Genomic DNA, 22,607 nt, shown 5'->3' with positions numbered 1-22,607 from the left:
CAGGGGGGACCCTGTGGGAGAGTAGGACGCCGCCGAACAATTTTTCAGAGAAGCCCCTCCCGGGGATACCGGGAGGGGCTTCTCGCATTTCCGGGGCCAGAAACCCGGTTGTGTGGCGTGGTGAATGATGAGGGGCGTGACCACCTCGCGCCCTGGCTTCCGTGGGCCACGAGCATCAACGACGTCGAGGAGACCAGGCGTTGGCTGAAGCAGTTCGCGGAGGAGCAGGCCAAGGACCGTGGTCGGATGTACGGGATCTGGCTCGACGGGGTGTTGGTGGGAGGCGTGCTGTTCCAGGTGTTCAGGGCACGCTCGGGTATCTGCGAGGTGGGCGCCTGGCTGGCTCCCGAGGCCGAGGGGCGTGGGCTGGTGACGGCGGCGGTGCGACGCATGGTCGACTGGGCGTTCCAGGAGCGGGGCATGGCGCGGGTGGAGTGGCGTACCGAGCCGACGAATCTGCGGAGTATCGCGGTGGCGAAGCGGTTGGGTATGACGCGCGAGGGCGTGCTGCGGGACGTGTTCCGCTTCCAGGACGGCCGGCGTGACCTTGAGGTGTGGTCGCTGTTGGCCTCCGAGTACCGCGGGCAGGGACCGGAGCAGGGCCGGTAGCGCGGCACGACGGTTCAGAGGCGGCCGGCCGCCTTGAGGGCCAGGTAGGCGTCGGCGAGGGCCGGGGGCAGAGTGGCGGGCGGGGCGTCCAGGACGGTGGCGCCGTGCCTGGTGAGGCGCTCTGCGGTACGGCGGCGGTCGGCGCGGGTCTGCTCGGCGGCGGCCGCGCCGTACACGTCCCGGACGGTGCCGCGAGCGGTGGCGAGGTCGTCCAGGCGCGGGTCGGCGACGGAGGCCAGGACGACCTCGTGGCGGCGGGTGAGCAGCGGGAGGTGGGGGAGCAGCCCTTCCTCGATCGGGCGGGCATCGAGGCCGGTGATCAGCACGATCAGTGAGCGGTGCGGCGCCATCCGCAGGGCGCTGGAGGTGAGCGCGCGCATGTCGGTTTCGAGCAGTGCGGGTTCGAGGGTGGCCATCGCGTTGGTGAAGGCGGGCAGGATCTCGTTCGGCGAGCGGCCGACGACGCTGCCGCGCCGGTGCAGATCGTGGGCCAGGAGGTCGACGCGGTCCCCGGCCCGGGTGGCGAGGGCGGTGAGCAGCAGGGCGGCGTCCAGGGCGGCGTCGAGGCGTGGAGCGTCGCCGACACGTCCGGCACTGGTGCGCCCGGTGTCGAGCACGATGAGGATGTGCCGGTCGCGTTCGGGGCGCCAGGTGCGGACGGCGACGGTGTTGCGACGGGCGCTGGCCCGCCAGTCGATGGAGCGGACGTCGTCGCCGGGCAGGTACTCGCGCAGCGAGTCGAACTCGGTGCCCTGACCTCGCGCCAACACCGAGGTGCGGCCGTCGAGTTCGCGCAGTCGGGCGAGCCGGGAGGGCAGGTGCTTGCGGCTGGTGAAGGGGGGCAGGGCGCGGACCGTCCAGGGGGCCCGGTGGGAGCCCTGACGGCCCGCCAGGCCGAGTGGGCCCATGGAACGTACGGTCACTCGGTGGGCGTGGTGGTCGCCCCGGCGGGTGGGGGCGAGCAGGGTGGTGAGGCGACGGCGTTCCCCGGCCGGGATGGTGACGGTGTGCCGGGAACCGGCGGCGGCGGTGCCGGGGCGCCAGGCGGAGGGCGGCCAGGCGTCGCGGAGTTGGGCCCGAAGGGGCCGCTTCGAGGGGTTGGTGACGGTGAGTTCGACGGTGGCGCTCTCGCCGAGCCGGATGGCGGTGTCGCCGCTCCGGTCGAGGCGCAGGGTGCGGACCGGAGCGGCGAGCGCCAGGTCGACGAGGACGCCGAGGAGTACGGGCAGGGTGACCGCGCCGATCCCCGCCCACGAGGGCAGCAGGAGGCCCACGACGAGCGCGCCGAGCGCGGCGAGCAGGGCGGTCCGGCCGGTCAGGACCATGGGGTGTACTCCCTTGGTGGTGCCGTGAGATGGCTGAGCGTCAGCGCGGTGCTGGGGTCTGGGCGAGGACGGCCTGGATGACGGTGTCGGCGGTGACGCCCTCCATCTCGGCCTCGGCGCGCAGCTGGACCCGGTGCCGCAGGGTGGGCAGGGCGAGGGCCTTGACGTCGTCGGGGGTGACGTAGTCGCGGCCGGCCAGCCAGGCCCAGGCGCGGGAGGTGTTCAGCAGGGCCGTGGCGCCGCGCGGGGAGACGCCGATGGACAGCGAGGGCGACTGCCGGGTGGCCCGGCAGATGTCCACGATGTAGGCGAGCACCTCGGGGGAGACGGTCAGTTTGGCGATCCTGGCCTGGGCGGCGGCGACGTCGGCGGGTCCGGCGACCGGGCGGACGCCTGCTGCGGCGAGGTCGCGCGGGTCGAAGCCGGCCGCGTGCCTGCTCAGTACCTGGAACTCCTGGTCGCGGTCGGGCAGCGGCAGGACCAGCTTGAGCAGGAAGCGGTCCAGCTGGGCCTCGGGGAGGGGGTAGGTGCCCTCGTACTCGACCGGGTTCTGGGTGGCGGCGACCAGGAAGGGGACGGGCAGCCGGCGGGGGGTGCCGTCCATGGTGACCTGGCGCTCCTCCATGGCTTCCAGCAGGGAGGACTGGGTCTTGGGCGGGGTGCGGTTGATCTCGTCCGCGAGCAGGAGGTTGGTGAAGACCGGTCCTGGCTGGAAGGAGAACTCGGCGGTGCGGGCGTCGTAGACGAGCGAGCCGGTGACGTCGCCGGGCATCAGGTCGGGGGTGAACTGGATCCGCTTGGTCTCCAGGCTGAGCGCCGTGGACAGGGTGCGGATCAGCAGTGTCTTGGCGACGCCGGGTACGCCTTCGAGCAGCACATGGCCGCCGCAGAGCAGGGCGACGACCAGCCCGGTGACGGCGGCGTCCTGGCCGACCACGGCCTTGGCGATCTCGGCGCGCAGGGCGGTGAGGGCGGCGCGCGGGTCGCGACCGCCTTCCGGGGATGTCAGGGCCGGGGATGTCGGGGTCGCGGGCGCCTGGGTGGAGGGCTCGTTGGGGACCTGCTCGGTCACGGCTGTCGTACCTGCCTTTCCAGGGCATCGAGGTCGTCGGTGAACCGCACCAGGGCGGCGTCGTCGGTGGGTGGGGTGCCGTACAGCAGGGCGTGGACCTCGGCGGCGGGCCGACCCGACCGGTCGGCGACGGCGGCGCAGAGCGCGGCGGGGTCGGGTTCGCCCGCGGTCGGCGGGACGCCCAGGGCGGGGGCGAGCCGGTGCCGGGCGGCCTGGCGCAGTGCGTCGGCGGCGCGGCCTCGGGCCTTGGCGCGCTGGTAGAGGCGGGCCCGGCCCTCGGTGGTCTCGGTGGCACGGACCACCACGGGGAGGTTCTCGGTGACCACCGGGCCGAGTCGGCGCCCGCGCCAGACGGCGGCGAGCAGTGCGGCGACGGCGAGTTGGAGGCCGGCCCAGGTCCAGCCCCTGGGGATGTAGTCGTCGAGGGTCCGCTGTCCGCCGGCCGGTGCGTCGCCGGCGGCGGCCGCTGCGGCGTAGTCGGGCAGGTACCAGACGAGGCGCTGGCGGGAGCCGAGCAGGCCCATGCCGAGCGAGGCGTTGCCGTCCTTGTCGAGCCGGTCGTTGCTCAGCAGCCGGCCGGAGCCGAGGACGACCAGTTCGCGCGAGCCGGGGCCGGTGTGCCGGATCAGCGGGTAGGCGCCGAACCGGGGGTAGCAGGCTGTGTCGCCGGCGCCGGGCTGGTAGAGCAGGCCGCCGAGTTCGGCGTGGCCGGCCAGGTCGGCCTCGGGGAGGGGGCAGTCGGCGGGTACGCCGGTGGAGCCCGCGCTCCTCGGTATGCCGCCCGGGGTGGTCGCCAGGGCGATGCCGGGGGCGAGCGCGGCGAGGGCCGGGGCCTCGGGCGAGATCAGTACGAGGCGGCTGTCGCTGCCCCGGCGGACCTCGGCGATGCGGGCGAGCTGAGGTGTCGTCAGCAGATCCGGCTCGGGGAGGACCACGGTGGTGCCGGGCTCGGCGAGCGCTGCGGCCAGGTCGTCCTGGGTGGCCACCGTACGGGTCGTCAGGCCCTGCTTCTCCAGCAGGGCGACGACGGCGCGGGCGCCGTCCCGGTCGGGGGAGCGCGGGTCCAGCGGTGGGTACTGGCCCGAGCCGCCGAGGCCGGCGATCAGCAGGCCGACGAGCAGCAGCAGGACGGCGCAGAGCAGGAACCAGCGCGAGCGGAGCCAGAGTTGACGGTGGGTCGGCGAGACGCTTGTGGTGGATTCGGGGCCGGCGGTGGTGAGCGTCATACGGCGCCTCCGCCGGTCGGGACGAGCACGGGCCTGGTCTGCCGCAGGGCCCGGTCGAGGTCGAGCAGGGACTGGTAGGCGGCCTGGTCGGCTGCCTGCTCCCCGTACGCGATGTCGTCGAAGGTGCGGGCGGCCGCGGCGAGCGCCGTGGCGTGTGCGGGCAGGGCGCGGCCTGCCTCGGCGGCGGCCTCGTCGGCGGTGCGGCCGGGCCGGACGTCCAGCACGGTGCGCTCCTCCAGGGACCTCACCAGGGCGCGCATCTGCTCGCGAACGGCGGCGGCCCACTCGCCCGCGGCGGCGTGGGCGGCTGCGGCGCTGCGGTGCTGGTCGGCGGTGCGCGGTCCGTCGGTGGTGAACAGGGCTGCGGCGCTGCGGGCCTGGCGGCGCGGGGCGCCCAGCCGCCACCAGACGGCGGCGACGACCAGCGCGGCCACCGCCAGGAAGAGCAGCAGGCCGACGACACCGTTGCCGCCGACGGAGCCGAGCTTCTCCATGGCGTGGCCGAGCTGCTCCTGGATCCAGGTCATCGCCTGCTGGAGCAGGCTCGGATCGTGCTGGTGGTAGACGGGATTGAGCAGTTCCCGGCGGGCGTCGTCGCGGGCCGGGTCGCGTGGAACGGTGACCGGGGCGCCGCTCGTGAGCAGCGCCCCTTCCCCCCAGGAGGCCATCTCTGTCAGATCCTCTGCGGTCCGCCCTGGCCCGGGACGGTGGGGCCCTGCGGCCCGCCGGGACCGGCAGCGCCGGACCAGCCGGCCCCGCCGAACTCGGGCAGCCCGGCGGCACGGGCGAGTTCGATGTCCAGGGCCTCGCGGCGGATCCGCTGGTCGACGTAGAGCAGCACGTTGACACCGGCCGTGACCGGGATGGTGATGGTGGCGGCGATGGTGCCGCCGATGCCGAGGATCACCAGCTCCGCGGGCGTGGCGCCACCGGTCAGCGCGCTGAACGGCGAGCCGGTGGGCGCGGCGTTGTCCGGCGCGAGGAGGACGGCCAGGAAGACGCACGGCATCACGATGATCGAGCCGACGATGCCGATCACGATCCGGCTGAGCAGGGTGACGCCGAAGACCCGCCACCAGGCGCCCTTGACGAGCCGTCGGGAGCGGGACAGCGAGGCGATGACGCCCTGCTTCTCCAGCATCAGGGCCGGCGCGGCCAGGCTGAGCTGGATACCGAGCCAGAGCGCGACCGGGACGGCCGCCAGGATCGGCAGGAACAGCAGGGCGATCAGCCCGGGGCTGGGGACGCCGCCGATCAGTACGGCTATCAGCGGGACGGCGGCGAGCAGGAAGATCCCGGCGATGATCAGGCTGGTGAGGGCGGTGACCCCGGCCAGCCTGAGAAGCCGCGGCCGGGCGGCCCGCCACGCCTCGCCGAGGCCGGTCTGCTGTCCGAGGATCGCCTTGCTCACCACCATGGTCAGCAGGCCGGACGCGATGATGCCCAGCAGGAAGTTCACCGGGTAGGTGGCCAGCAGGCCGATGACGGGGCCGGCGGAGCGAGGGCTGGCGTGCTCCCACGCCTGCGCCAGCGCGGTCAGGGTCTGTTCCAGGGCGGCGACGCCGAGGGAGAGGCCGAGGGCCGTCCGCCAGTGGCGGCGGACGGTGGAGACGGCGCCGTCCAGGATTTCGCCGACGCCGAGCGGGCGCAGCGGGATGACGCCCGGCTTGGGGCTCGGTGGTGCGCCCCAGCCCTGGTAGCCGCCGGGGCCAGGCTGCGGGCCCCATCCGGGCTGCGGGCCCCAGCCCGGCTGCGGGCTCTGCGGGCCGGGGGCAGCGCCGTAGCCGCCGCCGTACGGGCCGGGGGCGCTCCAGCCCTGGGCGGGCGCGTCGGCGGGTGCGGCGGGGGTCTGCGGTGCGGACGCCTGCGGTGCGGACGTCGAGGGTGGTGCCGACGGCCCGGCGGCCTCATGGGGTGGCTCGGGCGAGCTGGGCGGGGCCCAGCCCGGGTTGTCGGTCATCACTGCTCCTCGTAGGGGCTGCACGGGGTTGCGGGGCGCTCGCGGTGTCGGCCGAGCGGCGCCCTGTGCCGCCCATCGTGCCATGGTGGTGCCGGACGCCCCAGAGGTGTTCCCATTGCTGATCGACAACGGTCCACGTGATCTGGTCAGCCTGCGAACTTTGCGACGATATGACTGAGTTGACGGTAGGCTCCACGCCGAAATGGCACGGCTGTGCGGCAGGTCACAATCCGGTAATGAGAGGATGGAGACATGAAGGGACGCGTCCTCGTCGTTGATGACGACACCGCACTGGCCGAGATGCTCGGCATCGTGCTGCGTGGTGAGGGTTTTGAACCGTTTTTCGTCGCCGATGGCGACAAGGCGCTAGCCGCGTTCCGGGAGACCAAGCCGGATCTGGTGCTCCTCGACCTGATGCTTCCCGGCCGGGACGGCATTGATGTCTGCCGACAGATCCGCTCGGAGTCCGGTGTGCCGATCGTGATGCTGACGGCCAAGACCGACACGGTGGACATCGTGGTCGGCCTGGAGTCCGGTGCGGACGACTACGTCACCAAGCCGTTCAAGCCCAAGGAGCTGGTGGCTCGGGTACGTGCGCGGCTGCGCCGTGCCGAGGAGCCCACGCCCGAGCAGCTGACCATCGGCGATCTGGTGATCGACGTGGCGGGCCACTCGGTCAAGCGGGACGGCCGGGGTATCCCGCTGACCCCGCTGGAATTCGACCTGCTGGTCGCCCTCGCCCGCAAGCCCTGGCAGGTGTTCACCCGCGAGGTGCTGCTGGAACAGGTCTGGGGCTACCGGCACGCCGCCGACACCCGGCTGGTCAACGTCCATGTGCAGCGCCTCCGCTCCAAGATCGAGAAGGACCCCGAGCGGCCCGAGATCGTGGTGACGGTGCGCGGCGTCGGCTACAAGGCCGGGCCCAGCTGACGTGACGCACCAGGCTGACACCCCCCCGTCGGGCTCCGCCGCCGACGGGGACCCGGCTGTGCGCGGAGACGTGCTGAGCTCGACCGTGCAGGGCCAAGGGCCCCGGCGGGGTCCGGCCGCGCTCCTCGCGTTGGTGGCACGTCAGCTTCGTCGTCCCGTGCACCGCGTGCTCGCGCTGTACCGGCGCTCCATCCAGGTCCGGGTGGTCGCCGCCACGCTGCTGCTCTCGCTCGCCGTGGTGCTGGTGCTCGGCGTGGTGGTGGTGGCGAACGTCCGGGCCGGACTGCTGGAGGCCAAGAAGCACTCCGCGCAGGGCCAGGCCATCGGCGGCTTCCAGATCGAGCAGGAGAAGATCAACGAGGCCATTGACGTACAGGCGAAGGCCGGTACCAGTGGCAGCGACTCGACCGCCGACGAGCTCAGCACCTGGCTGATCAAGCAGGTCTCCGACCTCGCCACCGGCGGGACGGGTGTCTACTCGGTGATCGCCATCGTCCCGACCACCGGGCAGGAGGAGAACGCGCCCAGCGCCGGACTGCGCGGGGCGTGGTACTCCGGCAACATCCTGCCCAGCAGCATCACGCAGCAGATGCGCCTGGACGTGGCCGCCGACCAGTCGGTCGCGCACGAAAAGGTCACCAAGATCCAGCGCGGCCCCGAGAACGGCAGTGCGCCCTACAGCGAGCCCGGCCTGGTCATCGGCAAGCAGTTCAACGGGCCCGACGGCCGCCCCTACCAGCTCTACTACGTCTTCTCCTTCGGGCAGGAGACCAAGACCCTCGGCTTTGTCACCGGCACGCTGGCCACCGCCGGTGTCTTCGTGGTGATCCTGCTCGGTGTCATCGCCTGGCTGGTGGTCCGCCAGGTCGTCACCCCCGTCCGGATGGCCGCCGGGATCTCCGAGCGGCTGGCCGCCGGGCACCTGGAGGAGCGGATGAAGGTGACGGGGACGGACGACATCGCCCGCCTCGGTGACTCCTTCAACCGGATGGCCAACGGCCTGCAGGCGCAGATCCGGCAGCTGGAGGAGCTCTCCAGGGTGCAGCGGCGCTTCGTCTCGGACGTCTCGCACGAGCTGCGCACCCCGCTGACCACCGTCCGGATGGCCGCCGACCTGATCTACGACAGCCGCGAGGACCTGGACCCGATGGCGGCCCGCTCCGCCGAGCTGCTCCAGGACCAGCTGGACCGCTTCGAGTCGCTGCTCGCCGATCTGCTGGAGATCAGCCGCTTCGACGCGGGCGCCGCGATCCTGGACGCCGAGCCGGTGGACCTGCGCGACATCGTGACCCGAGTGGTGGAGGCCGCCGATCCGCTGGCGCAGGCCAAGGGCAGTGCGGTGATCATCCGGGGCGCGGAGGAACCGGTCGTCGCCGAGGTGGACTCGCGGCGGATCGAGCGCATCCTGCGCAACCTGGTGGTCAACGCACTGGAGCACGGCGAGGGCCGGGACGTTGTCGTCCGGCTCGGCTCGGCCGAGGGCGCGGTCGCGGTCGGTGTCCGCGACTACGGCATCGGACTCAAGCCGGGCGAGGCATCCCGGGTGTTCCACCGATTCTGGCGGGCCGACCCGTCCCGGGTTCGGACCACCGGCGGGACCGGCCTCGGCCTGTCGATCGCGGTCGAGGACGCCCATCTGCACGGCGGCTGGCTCCAGGCCTGGGGCGAGCCCGGCGGCGGCTCGCACTTCCGGCTCACCCTGCCCCGCACCAGGGGCGGGGAGGTCGGCCGGGCGCCGTTCCGGCTGGAACCCGAGGACTCCCGGCACAACCGGGGCCTGGACACCCAGGGCACCCCCTACCGCCGGGCCGCGCGCCCGGCGGGGGCGACCGCGCTGACCGCCTCCGACGAGCGCGCCGGCGCGGCCGCCCCGGAGACGCCGGAGACCCCGGAGACCGGTCAGAGCAGCTTCGGCAGCGGGCTGGGCGGTGTGCTGAGTATCGGCCCTGGTCTCGGCAAGCTTCCGACGGCTCCGGTCTCGGACCCGTCCGACGTCCGGGCGGCCTCGGCGGGGTACGGTGCCACCGGTGCCCACGTGGTGGTGGACCGGCCGGTGGTCCGCCCGGCGGCGCAGCAGCCCACGGCGGGCGGTGCGGCTGCGAGCGACGAGGCCGCCGACGACAAGGCTGCCGGTAGCGGGACTGCCAAGGGCAGTGGTGCGGTCGAGAACGGTGCTGCCGACAACGGCACTGCCGGGACCGGTGCTGGGGACGTCGAGACGGAGGGGCAGCGTGCCAGGGACGGACGGCAGGACGACTGAGCCGAGCGCCGGGGCCGCGGACGCGGGCGGCCGGATATCCGGGCGGGGTCGCCGCCGATGGGGCCGGCCGGCGCTGGTCGTCCTGACGGCACTGCTGGCCGGTGGCTGTGTGCCGATGCCCGACGACGGCCCGCCCGAGCGGGTGGAGTTCGCGCAGGCGGCGGGGGCGGAGAACCTCCAGGTGCGGGTGTACCCGGTCGCGCCGTACCCGGGCGAGGACGTGGCCAATCTCCTGGCCGGTTTCCTGGACGCCTCCAACGCCGACGAGCCCAACTACCAGACCGCGCAGAAGTACCTGACTCCTGCTGCCATCGCACGTTGGCGGCCGGAGGCCGGGGTGACGGTGCTGGCCAAGAGCCCGAGCCGGGTGATCACCGATCCCAAGGACGGTGACGCGAGCGTCGACATCCCGGTGGGCGGGACCCAGGTCGGACAGATCGACGTCCGGCACACCTACCGCGTGGTGGACAATGCTCCGTACCAGGAGAAGTTCACCTTCGTGAAGGTGAAGGAGGGGCGGGACCGGGCGGAGTGGCGGATCGACCGGCTGCCGGACGGTCTGATCGTGGATCAGACCAACTTCAGGAACGGCTACCGCGCGGCCCATCGCTACTTCTACGCGGAGTCCGACCCGTCGGTGGGGGGAGAGCAGGCGCCGGTGCTGGTGCCCGACCCGATCTACCTGCGGCGCCGGACGGACCCGCTGACCGCTGCCGCGCAGGCGCTGGCCGAAGGCCCGTCCGACTGGCTGGGCAGTGCGGTGTACTCGGCCTTCAACGGCGCGAAGGTGGTGAACGGCGTCTCGGTGGGCGACGGCCGAGCCTCCGTCAGGGTGGATGTCCCGGACTTCAACGCGCAGCCGAAGCTCTGTCAGCAGATGGCCGACCAGCTCTACTTCACCCTGCTCGACCAGCAGGGCAAGGGCCAGCTCGACCGACTCGACCTGAGCGGCGCCAAGGGCAGCTGCTCGGTGAGTGCCGCTCAGGCCCAGTCCGTCGCCCCCGGCAGTCTGGCCGCCGGAGGGCCGGGACTTCCGCAGGCCTACTACCTGTCGGACGGCGGGCAGTTGATGCAGATTCAAGGTGCCGGTGAGGGAACGCCGGTGCCCGGCGGGCTGGGGCAGCCGCAGTCGGGGCAGCCGCAGATCGGGGCGGTGGCGGTGCGGCGGGACGGCAGTGCGGCGGCGGCCGTCAGCAGTGACCAGCGGCAGCTCTTCGTGGTCGGCCTCGGCGCCAACGACCGGCTCGGCAACCCCGTGGTCAGCAGCAGCGCGGGCCAGTCGAACCAGGGCCTGACCTCGCCGAGTTGGGACGGGCAGCAGGATCTGTGGGTGGTCGACCGGGACCCGGCGGCGCCCAAGGTGCTGATGGTGCGCGGGCGTTCGGTGATCCCCGTGGCGGTCGGCGACCTCGGCGGCCGTACGGTGCAGGCGCTCAAGATCTCCTCGGACGGGGTCCGCGTCGCCCTGGTGCTGGCGGACCGCTCCGGGGCTCGGACGCTGATGATCGGCCTGGTGGTGCACTCCGGCTCGCCCGCGCACCCGGAAGTGCGGATCACCGGTCTGCGGCCGGTGGCACCGCTGCTCAGCGAGATCGCCTCGGTGTCCTGGGCGGACACCGACCAACTGCTGGTCCTCGGCAAGGAACCGGGAAAGCTGCAGCAGCTGCACTACGTGGGCACGGACGGCTCGCAGAACACCGACTCCCCGTTGCAGGGCGGCGAGTCGATGACCGCGATCTCCGCCTCGGAAGTCCGCTCGGGCGACCAGGCGCTGCCGGTGCTGGCGGTGTCCACCAGCCAGCAGATCTACCGCCTCCAGGGCAACCAGTGGCGCGAGGTCGCACCGCAGCACCACGGCACCTCCTTCAGCTACCCGGGCTGAGGCCCGGGGCGGTCGAGGGTCGGCGGCTCGGTGCTGCTCCAGGGGCGGCCCTGGGGCCGGCGCGGCCGAGAGGCGGCTGGCCGGTGCGGATGGTGGCGGCCACCGTCGCGGCGGCCTGCGGCGGGAGGCCGGCGGCACCCAGCGCCCGGGCAGCCTCGGCCAGGCTCGCCCCGGTGGTGACCAGGTCGTCCACCAGGACCAGCCGGTGGAGCCGGTGGGCCGACGGCCGTCGGCCTGTGGGACGGCCGGTCAGCCGGGCGGCCAGGCGCGCGGGCACCATGAGCGCGCCGTGCAGATTGCGCCGACGCTCGGCCGCCGAGAGACCGGACTGGTCGGCGACCTCCCGCCGGTGCCGCAGCACGGGGGCGACCTGGGCGGCGAGCCCGGCCCGGCGCAGCTCCCCGGCCGCCGCGCGGGCCCGGCGCAGGGTGGGGTCGTGCCCGCGGGCCCGGACGGCCCGCCGGGTGGAGGGCATCGGGACCAGGAGGACGGGCCCGGGATCTTCCGGGGGACCGAGTGCGGAGCGGACGGCTGCGGCCAGTGCCCAGCCGAGCGGCCCGGCCAGCGAGAGGGCACCACGCTCCTTGTGGGCGAGCAGCAGCTGCCGGACCGGGTCGGCATACGGCGCGGCGGCGTGCAGCGGGGGCAGCCTGGACGGGGGCGGCTGCGGACCGGACGGCCCGGCGCGGGCCGTTCGCAGGGCGGACCGGCAGGTCGGGCAGAGTGGGCTGCGCCCCGTGCGGCAGCCCGCGCAGCAGGCCGGGAGCAGCAAGTCCAGCAGGTCGCGGAGGCCGAACAGGTGGCCGAGGGGTCGCGAGTGACCGGTGTGCCCGGCCTTCCTGGTGTGGTCGGCGGTGGGGGCGGAGGCGGCTGTGGAGTCGGTGGCGGAGGTGGTGACGAAGGCGGGAACGAGATCTGTCACGTACTCCTCCCGAGGGCTTCCAGGAGCGGAGACTGGGCCTTACGGTGGACCGCCTCGGTGCTGTTGTCCAGCCGTTTACCCTCGTTTCACCCGCAAGAGGGTAAACAGGGTGAAACAGCTGGACCGCCGATGCTGTGCCGCTACCTTGTTCGACTGGGGAGGCGAAATCCCCCCATGAGGTGTTCTATGAGGCTCCAAGGGGTTTCAAGCGTTCCTGGTGGGGAGGAAGTGAGGTGAGGGCCAGTCGCGATCGTCACCCTCGGCGAAGCGGAGGGTCGGCGGCAGAAGGGCTGGTCCGGCTGGGTCTCAGTCCGGTCCGGTAAGCACTCCGGATCGGCGTCAGCACGAGGGATCGGAGTTCTGCGTGGACATCGTCGTCAAGGGCCGCAAGACCGAGGTGCCCAAGAGGTTCCGCGAGCACGTGGCCGAGAAGCTGGAGAAGGTCCAGAAGTTCGACGGCAAGGTGATCAGCCTCGACGTCGAGGTGTCCAAGGAGCACAACCCGCGTCAGGCCGACCGGTCCGAGCGGGTGGAGATCACCCTCCGTACCCGTGGCCCGGTGATCAGGGCCGAAGCCGCCGCTGGTGACCCGTACGCGGCGCTCGACCTGGCCTCGGCAAAGCTGGACGCGCAGCTGCGCAAGTCCGCCGACCGGCGCCGGGTGCACAAGGGCGGCACCGGCGGCCGTACCCCGATCAGCGTCGCGGAGGCGACGGCCGCACTGGCTGCACTCCCCGAGACGGCACCGGCCGAGGGCGCGGCCAACGGTGCGGTCCGCAAGACCATGATGGGATCCCTGGAGGTGGAGGGCGACGGACCGCTCGTCGTCCGCGAGAAGACGCACCCCGCCGCGCCCATGTCGCTGGATCAGGCGCTGTACGAGATGGAGCTCGTCGGCCACGACTTCTATCTGTTCGTGGACAAGGACAGTGGGCTGCCGAGCGTGGTCTACCGCCGTCACGGCTACCACTACGGTGTCATCCACCTGGAGCCCAACGGCGCGGCCGTCGGTGAGATCGGCGGCGTCGGCGGTGCCGGCGGCGCGATCGGCGAGCCGGACGAGGACTGACCTCGGCCGGCCAACGGCCACCCGGCCGGCAGCGGCGGCCGCCGCTGCCGGCGACAACGGAACAGATCGACTGATCGGGTGACCCCGGTGGCTGGAGCCGCCGGGGTCACCCAGCTGGGCGGTCCGACGCCGGAGGGTGATCGCGCGCTGGTCGGCCATGGAATGATGGCCCGACACTGACCGACGATGGGGGAGGAGCGGATGGGGGAGCACTTCAGGCCCGGTGCGGGGGGAAGCATCGGTGCAGGGCAAAGCCCGGAGCGAGCAGGGCAGTTCGGACAGCCGCAGTACCCGCAGGGACAGACCGAACCGATCCGGGTGCTGGTGGTCGACGACCATGCGCTGTTCCGCCGCGGCCTGGAGATCGTGCTGGCCGAGGAGGAGGACATCAAGGTCATCGGTGAGGCCGGGGACGGCGCCGAGGCCGTGCTCAAGGCCGCCGACCTGCTGCCCGACATCATCCTGATGGATGTCCGGATGCCCCGGCGCAGCGGTATCGAGGCCTGCACCGCGATCAAGGACGTGGTGCCCAGCGCCAAGATCATCATGCTGACGATAAGCGACGAGGAAGCCGACCTCTACGAGGCGATCAAGGCCGGTGCCACTGGTTATCTGCTCAAGGAGATCTCCACCGACGAGGTGGCCACCGCGATCCGGGCGGTGGCCGACGGCCAGTCGCAGATCAGCCCGTCGATGGCCTCCAAGCTGCTCACCGAGTTCAAGTCGATGATCCAGCGCCGTTCGGACGACCGGGAGCTGGTGCCGGCCCCCCGGCTTACCGACCGGGAGCTGGAGGTACTCAAACTGGTGGCGACCGGAATGAACAACCGGGAGATCGCCAAGGAGCTGTTCATCAGCGAGAACACCGTGAAGAACCACGTCCGGAACATCCTGGAGAAGCTCCAGCTGCACTCCCGGATGGAGGCCGTGGTCTACGCGATGCGGGAGAAGATCCTCGAAATAGGGTGACCGCGCACCGGGCCGATCACGCCGCCAGCAGCCGCTCCAGAGCCGGCCGCAGCCGCTCGTCGCCGAGCTGCTCGATCCGGACGGTGTCGCAGCCCACCCACTCGGCGGCCTCGCACAGTGCCCCGGCCAGCGCCTCGACGTGCTTCGGCGCGTCCAGCGAGACCTGACGGGCCACCAGGGTGCGCCCCTCGCGGGCCGGGTCGACCCGGCCGACCAGGCGGCCCTGGGAGAGCAGCGGCATGGCGAAGTAACCGTGCACCCGCTTGTGCCTGGGGGTGTAGGCCTCCAGCCGGTGCGTCATGCCGAAGACCCGCTCGGTGCGGGCGCGGTCCCAGATCAACGAGTCGAAGGGCGAGAGCAGCGTCGTACGGTGCCGCCCGCGCGGCTCGCTCGCCAGGGCTGCCGGGTCGGCCCAGGCGGGCGCGCCCCAGCCCGCCACCTCGACCGGCACCAGCGGGGAGTCGGCGAGCACCGAGTCGACCTGCTCGGCCTTCAGCCGGTGGTAGTCCATCAGATCGGCCCTGGTGGCCACGCCGAGGGCGGCCCCGGCCTGGGTGACCAGCTGCCGCAGACACTCGGCGTCGGAGAGCTCCTGCCCGAACAGCTCGGCCGGGACCGCCTGTTCGGCCAGCTCGTACACCCGCTTCCAGCTGCGCCGCTCGGTGCAGACCACATCGCCGAAGGCGAGCGCCCGCTCGACCGCAATCTTGGTGTCGGACCAGTCCCACCACTCGCTCGTCCTCTTGGCGCCGCCTAGCTCGGTGGCGGTGAGCGGACCCTCGGCGCGCAGCTTGTCCAGGACGTGCCGGTACGTCTCCGGTGCCACCTGGTGGCCCCAGAGGTGGCCGCGATCACGGTGGCGACGGCGGCGGAAGGCGAACAGCGGCCACTCCTCCACCGGCAGGATGCAGGCCGCGTGGGACCAGTACTCGAAGGTGCTCTCCGTGCCCCAGTACGCCGACTCGACGGTGCCCCTGCCGATCGCGCCCAGGCGCGCGTAGGGCACCAGCTCGTGCGAGCGGGCCAGCACCGAGATGGTGTCCAACTGCACCGCGCCCAGGTGCCGGAGCACACCGCGCACCCCGGCACGGCGATCCGGGGCGCCCAGCAGCCCCTGGGCCCGTAGCGCGATCCGGCGGGCCTGGTCGGCCGAGAGCGTCAAGGTCATGCCCGCGAGCCTAGAACGCGGCACTGACAGCGCCCGACCCGGTGGCGCTACGCTGGGTTCGCCATACAAAGGGGGAGGCAGGATGTGGGATTGGCTGTGGATGCTGATCCCCGCCGTGATCATCGGTGGGGGCCGGGTGGAGCGCGCGCTGAAGACCCGGCACAGGCGGAAGTTGGAACTGCTAGAGGTCGCCGAGCGGCAGCAGCGTGAGCTGGAGGCGGCGAACCGGCCGCCGGAGCCGGTCTGCGGCTGCACCCATCACCTCGCCAAGCACGACCGGAGCGGCCGCTGCCACGAGGATGTCGAGGCCCCGGTCGCCTGGGACGCGGACCGCAGGCCGGTGCGGTACGAGCCGCGGCCGTGCAACTGCCAGCAGTACATCGGACCGGAGCCGCTGGGCACGGTCTTCGCGGCGGAGTTGATCGACCCTCGCTGAAGTGCCTTCTGCAGCGCCCCTTTTGCCCGGTAGCGTGCCACTAGGAGGGATTCCTCTCCCGGGTGACACGGGAATACCGTGCTGACGCACCTCCCGGCGCGTTGGCCTCCTCGCATACGATGGCCCATACGGTGGGGTGACCCACCTCGCAGTCGTCCAGAGCCGATCCAGGCAAGGAGCCCGCTCAAGTGTCCGTCTTCGACAAGATCCTGCGCGCAGGCGAAGGAAAGATCCTTCGCAAGCTGCAGCGGATTGCCGCCCAGGTCAACTCCATCGAAGAGGACTTCGTCAACCTCGCGGACGACGAGCTGCGTGCGCTGACCGACGAGTACAAGCAGCGCCTCGCCGACGGTGAGAGCCTGGACGACATCCTGCCCGAGGCGTTCGCCACCGTCCGCGAGGCGGCCAAGCGAGTCCTCGGCCAGCGGCACTACGACGTCCAGCTGATGGGTGGCGCGGCCCTGCACTTCGGCTATGTCGCCGAGATGCGCACCGGTGAGGGCAAGACCCTGGTCGGCACCCTGCCCGCGTACCTCAACGCGCTGACCGGCAAGGGCGTCCACCTGATCACCACCAACGACTACCTCGCCGAGCGCGACTCGGAGTGGATGGGCCGGGTGCACCGCTTCCTCGGCCTCGAGGTCGGTGTGATCCTCGGCAACATGTCGCCCGCGGAGCGCAAGCGCCAGTACGCCTGCGACATCACGTACGGCACCAACAACGAGTTCGGCTTCGACTACCTGCGCGACAACATGGCCTGGTCGAACGAGGAACTGGTCCAGCGCGGCCACAACTTCGCGGTCGTCGACGAGGTGGACTCGATCCTCATCGACGAGGCCCGTACGCCGCTGATCATCTCCGGCCCGGCCGACCAGGCGACCAAGTGGTACGCCGACTTCGCCAAGCTGGTGCTGCGCCTCAAGATCGACCGCGACTACGAGGTGGACGAGAAGAAGCGCACCGTCGGTGTGCTGGAGGAGGGCGTCAGCCGGGTCGAGGACTACCTCGGCATCGACAACCTCTACGAGTCGGTGAACACCCCGCTGGTCGGCTTCCTGAACAACGCCATCAAGGCCAAGGAGCTCTACAAGCGCGACAAGGACTACGTCGTCATGAACGGCGAAGTCATGATCGTCGACGAGCACACCGGCCGTATCCTGGCCGGCCGCCGCTACAACGAGGGCATGCACCAGGCGATCGAGGCGAAGGAAGGGGTGGAGGTCCAGAACGAGAACCAGACGCTGGCCACCATCACCCTGCAGAACTTCTTCCGCCTGTACGACAAGCTGTCCGGCATGACCGGTACCGCCACCACCGAGGCGGCCGAGTTCCACCAGATCTACAAGCTCGGCGTCGTCCCGATCCCGACCAACAAGAACCCGCAGCGCATCGACCAGCCCGACCTGATCTACAAGTCGGAGCCGGCCAAGTTCGCGGCCGTCGTCGAGGACATCGCCGAGAAGCACGAGAAGGGCCAGCCGGTGCTGGTCGGCACCGTGTCGGTCGAGAAGTCCGAGTACCTCTCCCAGGAGCTGCGCAAGCGCGGCGTCCCGCACGAGGTGCTGAACGCCAAGCACCACGAGCGCGAGGCCCTGATCATCGCGCAGGCCGGCCGCAAGGGCGCCGTCACCGTCGCCACCAACATGGCCGGCCGTGGCACCGACATCATGCTCGGCGGCAACGCCGAGCACCTCGCGGCGGCCGAGCTGGCCCAGCGCGGCATCACTCCGGACACCCCGGAGGAGTACGACGCCGCCTTCCCGGGCGCGCTGGAGAAGGCCAAGGCGGCCGTCAAGGCCGAGCAGATCGAGGTCCAGGAGCTCGGTGGCCTCTATGTGCTGGGCACCGAGCGGCACGAGTCCCGCCGTATCGACAACCAGCTGCGCGGCCGCTCCGGCCGTCAGGGCGACCCGGGCGAGTCCCGTTTCTACCTCTCGCTCGGCGACGACCTGATGCGCCTCTTCAAGGCGGGCATGGTCGAGCGCGTGCTCTCGATGGCCAACGTCCCGGAGGACGTGCCGATCGAGTCCAAGATGGTGACCCGGGCCATCGCCTCGGCGCAGACCCAGGTCGAGCAGCAGAACTTCGAGATCCGTAAGAACGTCCTCAAGTACGACGAGGTGCTGAACCGTCAGCGCGAGGTCATCTACGGCGAGCGGCGGCGCGTGCTGGAGGGCGAGGACCTGCAGGAGCAGGTCGGCCACTTCATGGACGACACCGTCGAGGCGTACGTCACCGCCGCGACCGGCGAGGGCTTCGAGGACGACTGGGACCTGGAGAAGCTCTGGGCCGCCCTCAAGCAGCTCTACCCGATCACCCTCGACCTGGAGACGCTGGAGGAGGAGGCCGGCGGCTCGGCCGGGCTCACCCCCGAGTTCCTCACCCGCGTACTGCAGGAGGACATCCAGGCCCAGTACGGCGCTCGCGAGGACCAGCTCGGCTCCGAGATCATGCGCGAGCTGGAGCGCCGGGTCGTCCTCTCCGTGCTCGACCGCCGCTGGCGCGAGCACCTCTACGAGATGGACTACCTGCAGGAGGGCATCGGCCTGCGGGCGATGGCGCAGCGCGACCCGCTGGTCGAGTACCAGCGCGAGGGCTTCGACATGTTCACCGCGATGATGGAGGGCATCAAGGAGGAGTCCGTCGGCTACCTGTTCAACCTGGAGGTCCAGGTCGAGCAGCAGGTCGAGGAGGTCCCGGTCGCGGACGAGGCGATCGAGGAGACCACCGCGCTGCTGGAGAAGCTCGCGAAGGACTCCGGCGCCGCGCGGCCCGAGATCAAGGCCAAGGGCCTGGAGGCCCCCAAGCCGCAGCGACTGCACTACACCGCACCGACGGTGGACGGCGACGACACGGTGATCGAGGGCGACTTCGAGGACGTCGCGGGCGAGCTCGACGGGGAGGGTGACGGCCTGACCCGGGCCGAGCGCCGCAAGGCCGCGAAGGCGGCCAAGGGGCGCCGCCGCAAGGCCTGACGCGCGGTCGACTCCGCCAGCCGGGGCGCCACTTCCCGTTCGGGGGTGGCGCCCTGCGGCGTTTCTCGGGGCAGGACCAGGTCCGGGCCGAGGACAGGCCCTAGCGGGCCTCGACCGCGGCGCACTGCCACTGTTCTGTGCGGCGGTGCCGTTCGAGACGGAAGGCGACCATGTGGTGGCGGTGCCCGAACTCGACCCGGACGCACACCTCCAGCGCTCCTGGGCCCGGGGCGGAGTCGTACACCCGGCCGAGCCGGTGGCCGACGACCTGGCCGCGCGGGCGCAGCGGGCCGCTCCTGACCAGGGCGGTGAGCTGCTGGTAGCCCGGGACGGTGGTGTGCCGCTGGAGCTGGCCCGCCGGGCGGCGGCCGGTGAGGACCTCGACCAGCCGGTGTGCGAAGCGTGCGGCGAGCTCGCTGTGGCCACCGCCGTGGGCCGGGGCGCAGGCGGCGCGCGGGTGGCGGGGGCGGCGCGGCTCGCTCACGCTGTGGGCATGGGCATGGGAGTTGTGCGCGGGCGCGGAGGTCGGCGCGGGCGCGGTGCAGGGGCGCGGGTGGAGGACGGGGCGCCGTGAGTGCGGATGCCCGGTGTGCACCAGGGGCCGTACGCGAGGGGCACGGAGCGTCGCGAGCTGCGGGGCGACGGCTGCGGGCTCGACCATGAGCGGTACCTCCGGCGGGTGCGGGATCGGTGGTGGGGCCTGTCGGGACCTTGGTACCCGTGCCGGGGCGGGGCGGCAATCATCCCTCGGCCGGTGGTCGGTGCTGCGCGGCCGGTCACCTATCCGGGTGACATCCGTTGCGGTTCGGGCGCTGTGGGGCGGGCTGTACGGATCCCGGGTTGACGTGAACGGGGAGCCGAGGGTGCTCGAAGGGGGACGTACGCTGGGTGGCATTCGCGGCACAGGCCAGGTGCGATGACGCTGGTACCGGTGGGTAGCGGGTGATAGCCAGGAGGATCGGGGAAGACGAGCCGGAGACCGGAGAGGCGGCAGCGGAATGGTGACTCAGCCCTCGCCCAGGCCGGCGGGGACGGACACGGGCCCTCTCCGGGCCGCGGGTACGTCCTCGCCGGCGGCCGCCGGCGCGACCGGCCGGGCCGGGAGTGAACGGGCCAGGGTCGGCCGTCCCGAGGCCGACGGTGCCGAGACGGAGCGGGGCGGCTGCGATCGGGTGCCGGTGAACGGCAGAAGCGTGAGCAGCAGAAGCGTGAGCAGCAGAACCGTGAACGGCAAGGCCGTGAACGGTGCGGTGGTGAAGACCGCCGTGCCGGCCGGTGTCGCGCCGGACGGGGTGCGGCGCGGGCTGGTCCTGGGCGGTGGCGGCATGCTGGGTGCGGCGTGGACCATCGGAGCGCTCTGCGCGATCGAGGAGAGCACCGGCTGGCAGCCGGGGCGGGCCGAGGTGATCCTCGGGACCTCTGCCGGTTCGATCCTGGGCACCATGCTGGCGGCCGGGGTGCGGGCCGAGGAGCTCAGGGACCATCAGCGCGGTCTGTCGATCCGTACCGGGCCGTTGGCCGGGGTGGAGTTCGACTACGACACTGCCGTGGGCGGTGCCCTGCCGCCGCGTCCTCGGCCGGGCATCGGCTCGCCCGGCCTGCTGCGGGACGCCGTCCGGCACCCGCGCGAGTACCCGTTCCTGACCATGGTCTCCGCCGTGGTGCCGACCGGTCGCGGCTCGGTGGCGCCGGTCGGCGACCTGGTGCGCGGGCTGGTCGGTGCGGACGGCTGGCCGCTCGGGTCCGGGCTGCGGGTGGCGGCGGTGGACTACCGCACCGGCCGCCGGGTGGTCTTCGGCGACCCGGACGCACCCGTGGCCGAGGTCGACCAGGCGGTGATGGCCTCCTGTGCGATCCCGGGCTGGTTCGCGCCGGTGGAGGTGGCCGGCAGCCCGTACGTGGACGGCGGCTGCTGGTCGGCCACCAACGCCGACCTGATGGCCGACCGCGACCTGGACGAGGTGTACGTGCTGGCGCCGATGGCGTTGCGCCCGGCCTGGGCGGACTCCGGGCACGTGGACGCAGGGCGGGGCACGGTCGCCGCGCTGCGCGAATGGCGGGCCAGGGACCGGCCGAAGGGTGTCCTGGCCCAGCTGGTCAGCCGCTACCGCCGCACCGTGACCCGGCAGATGCTGCGCGAGGCCCGCCACTTGCGGGATTCGGGCGTCCGGGTGCGGCTGCTCGCGCCGACGCTCGAGGACCTGGCGGTGATGGGCCCGAACATGATGGACCCCGCGCGTCGCCCCGAGGTGCTGGAGACGGCCCTGCGCACCAGCAGGGTGGCCCTGACAGCCGTCCAGTAGGCCCGGATCGGCAGCTCAGGACGCCGGCGCCGCCGGGTGGTGCACCGTGCGGTCCGCGCCGAGTTCCCCGCCCCCGTGGGTGGTCGGCCGGCGGGACCGGCGTACGACCGGGGCGTGAGCCGTATTCTTGGTGCGCGGTGCGATCAGGTGTGATCGGCCGTCCGTAGCGGCTCTGTCGTTGGAAGAACCCGAGAACCGGAGTGCCCCCGATGCGCGTGTACGTGCCCACCACCTTGAACGGCCTGGCGGCGGCGCACCCGGGCGGAGCTCTCGACGAGTCGGCGGCGTACGCCGTCACGCCCGCGCTGCGCGAGTGGTACGTCAGCGACGACCTGGAGGAGCTGGAGTACGCGGCCCTGAACCGGGCCGCCCAGGGCTCGCTGCGGCTGCTCGCCGCCGACCCCGAGGCGCCGCGCCGCCGCGTGGTGGTCGCGGTCGAGGTGGCCGACTCGGCGGTGGCGCCGTTCCCGGGCGACGAGTACCAGGACCAGTCCTCCCTCGGCCGGATCGTCCTGAGGGAGCCGGTCCGGCTGGCGAAGGCCGCTGCCGTGCACGCCGACGTCGCGGACACCGAGGTGGTCGAGGACGTCGCGGCCGCCGTCGCGGCGATCGAGGCCGCCGACAAGGGCGATGCGGACGCCCAGTTCACCGTGGACGGCGCCGAGGACCACGACCTGCTCTGGTTCGCGACCCAGGAGATCCCCACCCTGCTCGCCTGAGACCCTCCCTGTCGGTCTGTCGGTGGATCCCGTTACCGTTCCCGGGTGCGCACTCACATCGTCTGGGACTGGAACGGCACGCTCTTCCACGACATGGAGGCGGTGCTCGAAGCGAGCAACGCCGCCTTCGCGACCATGGGCATCGCCCCGATGACCTTGCAGCAGTACCGGGAGTCGTACGAGATCCCGATCCCGCGCTTCTACGAGCGCCTGCTCGGCCGCAGCCCGAGCAGCGCGGAGTGGGAGCAGCTGGACGGGGCCTTCCACGACCGGTACACCGAGCTGCGCGGCCGCTGCGGCCTCACCGAGGGCGCGCACGGTCTGCTGCGCGAGTGGCAGTCGGCGGGCAACACCCAGTCCCTGCTGTCGATGTACGAGCACGAGCAGCTGCTGCCGGTGGTGGACGCCTTCGGGATCACCCAGCACTTCGTCCGGGTGGACGGGCGGGTCGGGGACGCCGGTGGGCGGAAGGCCGGTTTCCTGGCCCGGCACCTGGCCGTGCTCGCCCCGCAGGTCGAGCCGCGGCGCACCGTGCTGATCGGGGACGCGGCGGACGACGCGCTGGCCGCGCTGGAGTCGGGCGCCCATGCCGTGCTGTACACGGGTGGTTCGAACAGCCGGTCCAGGCTGGAGAAGGTCGGCGTGCCGGTGGTGGACACTCTCGCCGCGGCGGTGGAGCTGGCAGCGGACCTCGCGGCGTGAGGCTCCGCGCCCCGCGTGGTCGCCCGATTGCGCAGGCGGCTTAGCGGCGTGTCACCGGGGCCCGGTCGGGCCCGGCTGGT

The 22,607-nt window shown here is 72.3% G+C and carries 19 protein-coding genes; 11 read left to right on the top strand and 8 right to left on the bottom strand.

The annotated features are described in order from the left end of the window. Positions 1-120: 120 nt before the first annotated feature. Complete coding sequence (locus tag P3T39_RS18285; RefSeq protein WP_280698908.1) at positions 121-609, top strand: GNAT family protein; 489 nt, start codon at positions 121-123, stop codon at positions 607-609. Positions 610-623: 14 nt separating this feature from the next. Here the strand turns inward: P3T39_RS18285 and P3T39_RS18280 are convergent, their stop codons facing one another. Genes P3T39_RS18280 through P3T39_RS18260 form a run of 5 tightly spaced genes read right to left on the bottom strand, consistent with a single transcriptional unit; the run spans position 624 to position 6,192 of the window. Continuing rightward, a complete protein-coding gene (locus P3T39_RS18280) occupies positions 624-1,934 on the bottom strand; it encodes a DUF58 domain-containing protein (protein ID WP_280698906.1) in 1,311 nt (436 codons plus the stop codon). A gap of 40 nt (positions 1,935-1,974) precedes the next feature. After that, positions 1,975-2,943 (bottom strand): MoxR family ATPase, encoded by a 969-nt coding sequence (locus P3T39_RS18275; protein ID WP_280698930.1) that lies wholly within the window; start codon positions 2,941-2,943, stop codon positions 1,975-1,977. Between the two features lie 59 nt (positions 2,944-3,002). Next, the gene (locus P3T39_RS18270; RefSeq protein ID WP_280698904.1) at positions 3,003-4,232 is read right to left on the bottom strand and encodes a DUF4350 domain-containing protein; all 1,230 of its coding nucleotides are present in this window, start codon (positions 4,230-4,232) and stop codon (positions 3,003-3,005) included. After that, entirely contained in the window at positions 4,229-4,900 is a 672-nt protein-coding gene (locus P3T39_RS18265; RefSeq protein WP_280698902.1) for a DUF4129 domain-containing protein, read from the bottom strand. Before P3T39_RS18265 ends, P3T39_RS18270 begins: the two co-directional genes overlap by 4 nt. Positions 4,901-4,905: 5 nt before the next feature. Continuing rightward, a complete protein-coding gene (locus P3T39_RS18260) occupies positions 4,906-6,192 on the bottom strand; it encodes a hypothetical protein (protein WP_280698900.1) in 1,287 nt (428 codons plus the stop codon). Positions 6,193-6,444: 252 nt separating this feature from the next. On the opposite strand from P3T39_RS18260, the gene mtrA reads away from it, so the two are divergent. The 3 genes from mtrA (at position 6,445) to P3T39_RS18245 (ending at position 11,264) form a co-directional block, all read left to right on the top strand. Continuing rightward, positions 6,445-7,122 (top strand): MtrAB system response regulator MtrA, encoded by a 678-nt coding sequence (mtrA, locus tag P3T39_RS18255; RefSeq protein ID WP_280698897.1) that lies wholly within the window; start codon positions 6,445-6,447, stop codon positions 7,120-7,122. 70 nt (positions 7,123-7,192) lie between these two features. Continuing rightward, positions 7,193-9,382: an MtrAB system histidine kinase MtrB gene (gene mtrB / locus P3T39_RS18250; protein WP_280698895.1), complete on the top strand. Its 2,190-nt coding sequence runs from the start codon at positions 7,193-7,195 to the stop codon at positions 9,380-9,382. Then, positions 9,354-11,264 (top strand): LpqB family beta-propeller domain-containing protein, encoded by a 1,911-nt coding sequence (locus P3T39_RS18245; protein ID WP_280698892.1) that lies wholly within the window; start codon positions 9,354-9,356, stop codon positions 11,262-11,264. Before mtrB ends, P3T39_RS18245 begins: the two co-directional genes overlap by 29 nt. Here the strand turns inward: P3T39_RS18245 and P3T39_RS18240 are convergent. Beyond that, positions 11,248-12,063 (bottom strand): ComF family protein, encoded by an 816-nt coding sequence (locus tag P3T39_RS18240; protein ID WP_280698928.1) that lies wholly within the window; start codon positions 12,061-12,063, stop codon positions 11,248-11,250. The two genes, P3T39_RS18245 and P3T39_RS18240, sit on opposite strands and share 17 nt — an antisense overlap. A 487-nt stretch (positions 12,064-12,550) precedes the next feature. Between P3T39_RS18240 and raiA the strand changes: the two genes are divergently transcribed. Then, positions 12,551-13,255 (top strand): ribosome-associated translation inhibitor RaiA, encoded by a 705-nt coding sequence (gene raiA, locus P3T39_RS18235; protein WP_280698889.1) that lies wholly within the window; start codon positions 12,551-12,553, stop codon positions 13,253-13,255. 201 nt (positions 13,256-13,456) lie between these two features. Beyond that, positions 13,457-14,224 carry a response regulator transcription factor gene (locus tag P3T39_RS18230; protein ID WP_280698887.1) on the top strand — a complete coding sequence of 256 codons (768 nt, stop codon included), beginning with the start codon at positions 13,457-13,459 and terminating at the stop codon, positions 14,222-14,224. Positions 14,225-14,240: 16 nt separating this feature from the next. Here the strand turns inward: P3T39_RS18230 and P3T39_RS18225 are convergent, their stop codons facing one another. After that, complete coding sequence (locus tag P3T39_RS18225) at positions 14,241-15,392, bottom strand: crosslink repair DNA glycosylase YcaQ family protein (RefSeq protein ID WP_280698885.1); 1,152 nt, start codon at positions 15,390-15,392, stop codon at positions 14,241-14,243. Positions 15,393-15,474: 82 nt separating this feature from the next. Here P3T39_RS18225 and P3T39_RS18220 point away from each other — a divergent pair, with 82 nt between their 5' ends. After that, positions 15,475-15,828 carry a hypothetical protein gene (locus tag P3T39_RS18220; RefSeq protein ID WP_280698883.1) on the top strand — a complete coding sequence of 118 codons (354 nt, stop codon included), beginning with the start codon at positions 15,475-15,477 and terminating at the stop codon, positions 15,826-15,828. 188 nt (positions 15,829-16,016) lie between these two features. Continuing rightward, the gene (secA, locus tag P3T39_RS18215; RefSeq protein WP_280698881.1) at positions 16,017-18,803 is read left to right on the top strand and encodes a preprotein translocase subunit SecA; all 2,787 of its coding nucleotides are present in this window, start codon (positions 16,017-16,019) and stop codon (positions 18,801-18,803) included. Positions 18,804-18,903: 100 nt separating this feature from the next. Here the strand turns inward: secA and P3T39_RS18210 are convergent, their stop codons facing one another. After that, entirely contained in the window at positions 18,904-19,464 is a 561-nt protein-coding gene (locus P3T39_RS18210; RefSeq protein WP_280698878.1) for an Rv3235 family protein, read from the bottom strand. Between the two features lie 547 nt (positions 19,465-20,011). On the opposite strand from P3T39_RS18210, the gene P3T39_RS18205 reads away from it, so the two are divergent. From P3T39_RS18205 to P3T39_RS18195, 3 genes are all read left to right on the top strand, one after another. Next, positions 20,012-21,106, top strand: coding sequence for a patatin-like phospholipase family protein (locus P3T39_RS18205; RefSeq protein WP_280698876.1), 1,095 nt, complete (start codon positions 20,012-20,014; stop codon positions 21,104-21,106). A gap of 209 nt (positions 21,107-21,315) precedes the next feature. After that, positions 21,316-21,825 carry a hypothetical protein gene (locus P3T39_RS18200; protein WP_280698874.1) on the top strand — a complete coding sequence of 170 codons (510 nt, stop codon included), beginning with the start codon at positions 21,316-21,318 and terminating at the stop codon, positions 21,823-21,825. 45 nt (positions 21,826-21,870) lie between these two features. Beyond that, positions 21,871-22,527: an HAD hydrolase-like protein gene (locus tag P3T39_RS18195; protein WP_280698872.1), complete on the top strand. Its 657-nt coding sequence runs from the start codon at positions 21,871-21,873 to the stop codon at positions 22,525-22,527. Positions 22,528-22,607 lie beyond the last annotated feature (80 nt).

Origin of the sequence: Kitasatospora sp. GP82 (assembly GCF_029892105.1) — a bacterium.
In the GTDB taxonomy this organism is placed as follows: Bacteria; Actinomycetota; Actinomycetes; order Streptomycetales; family Streptomycetaceae; genus Kitasatospora.
Note: the sequence above shows the minus strand (reverse complement) of the source record. Positions and strands in the feature narration are given on the sequence as shown.

Bases quoted from the DNA above. Each gene is read 5' to 3' on its own strand.
- P3T39_RS18280 (WP_280698906.1), bottom strand. From the start codon at position 1,934: ATGGTCCTGACCGGCCGGACCGCCCTGCTCGCCGCGCTCGGCGCGCTC.
- P3T39_RS18270 (WP_280698904.1), bottom strand. From the start codon at position 4,232: ATGACGCTCACCACCGCCGGCCCCGAATCCACCACAAGCGTCTCGCCG.
- P3T39_RS18265 (WP_280698902.1), bottom strand. From the start codon at position 4,900: ATGGCCTCCTGGGGGGAAGGGGCGCTGCTCACGAGCGGCGCCCCGGTC.
- P3T39_RS18260 (WP_280698900.1), bottom strand. From the start codon at position 6,192: ATGACCGACAACCCGGGCTGGGCCCCGCCCAGCTCGCCCGAGCCACCC.
- mtrA (WP_280698897.1), top strand. From the start codon at position 6,445: ATGAAGGGACGCGTCCTCGTCGTTGATGACGACACCGCACTGGCCGAG.
- P3T39_RS18230 (WP_280698887.1), top strand. From the start codon at position 13,457: ATGGGGGAGCACTTCAGGCCCGGTGCGGGGGGAAGCATCGGTGCAGGG.
- P3T39_RS18225 (WP_280698885.1), bottom strand. From the start codon at position 15,392: ATGACCTTGACGCTCTCGGCCGACCAGGCCCGCCGGATCGCGCTACGG.
- P3T39_RS18220 (WP_280698883.1), top strand. From the start codon at position 15,475: ATGTGGGATTGGCTGTGGATGCTGATCCCCGCCGTGATCATCGGTGGG.
- P3T39_RS18210 (WP_280698878.1), bottom strand. From the start codon at position 19,464: ATGGTCGAGCCCGCAGCCGTCGCCCCGCAGCTCGCGACGCTCCGTGCC.
- P3T39_RS18200 (WP_280698874.1), top strand. From the start codon at position 21,316: ATGCGCGTGTACGTGCCCACCACCTTGAACGGCCTGGCGGCGGCGCAC.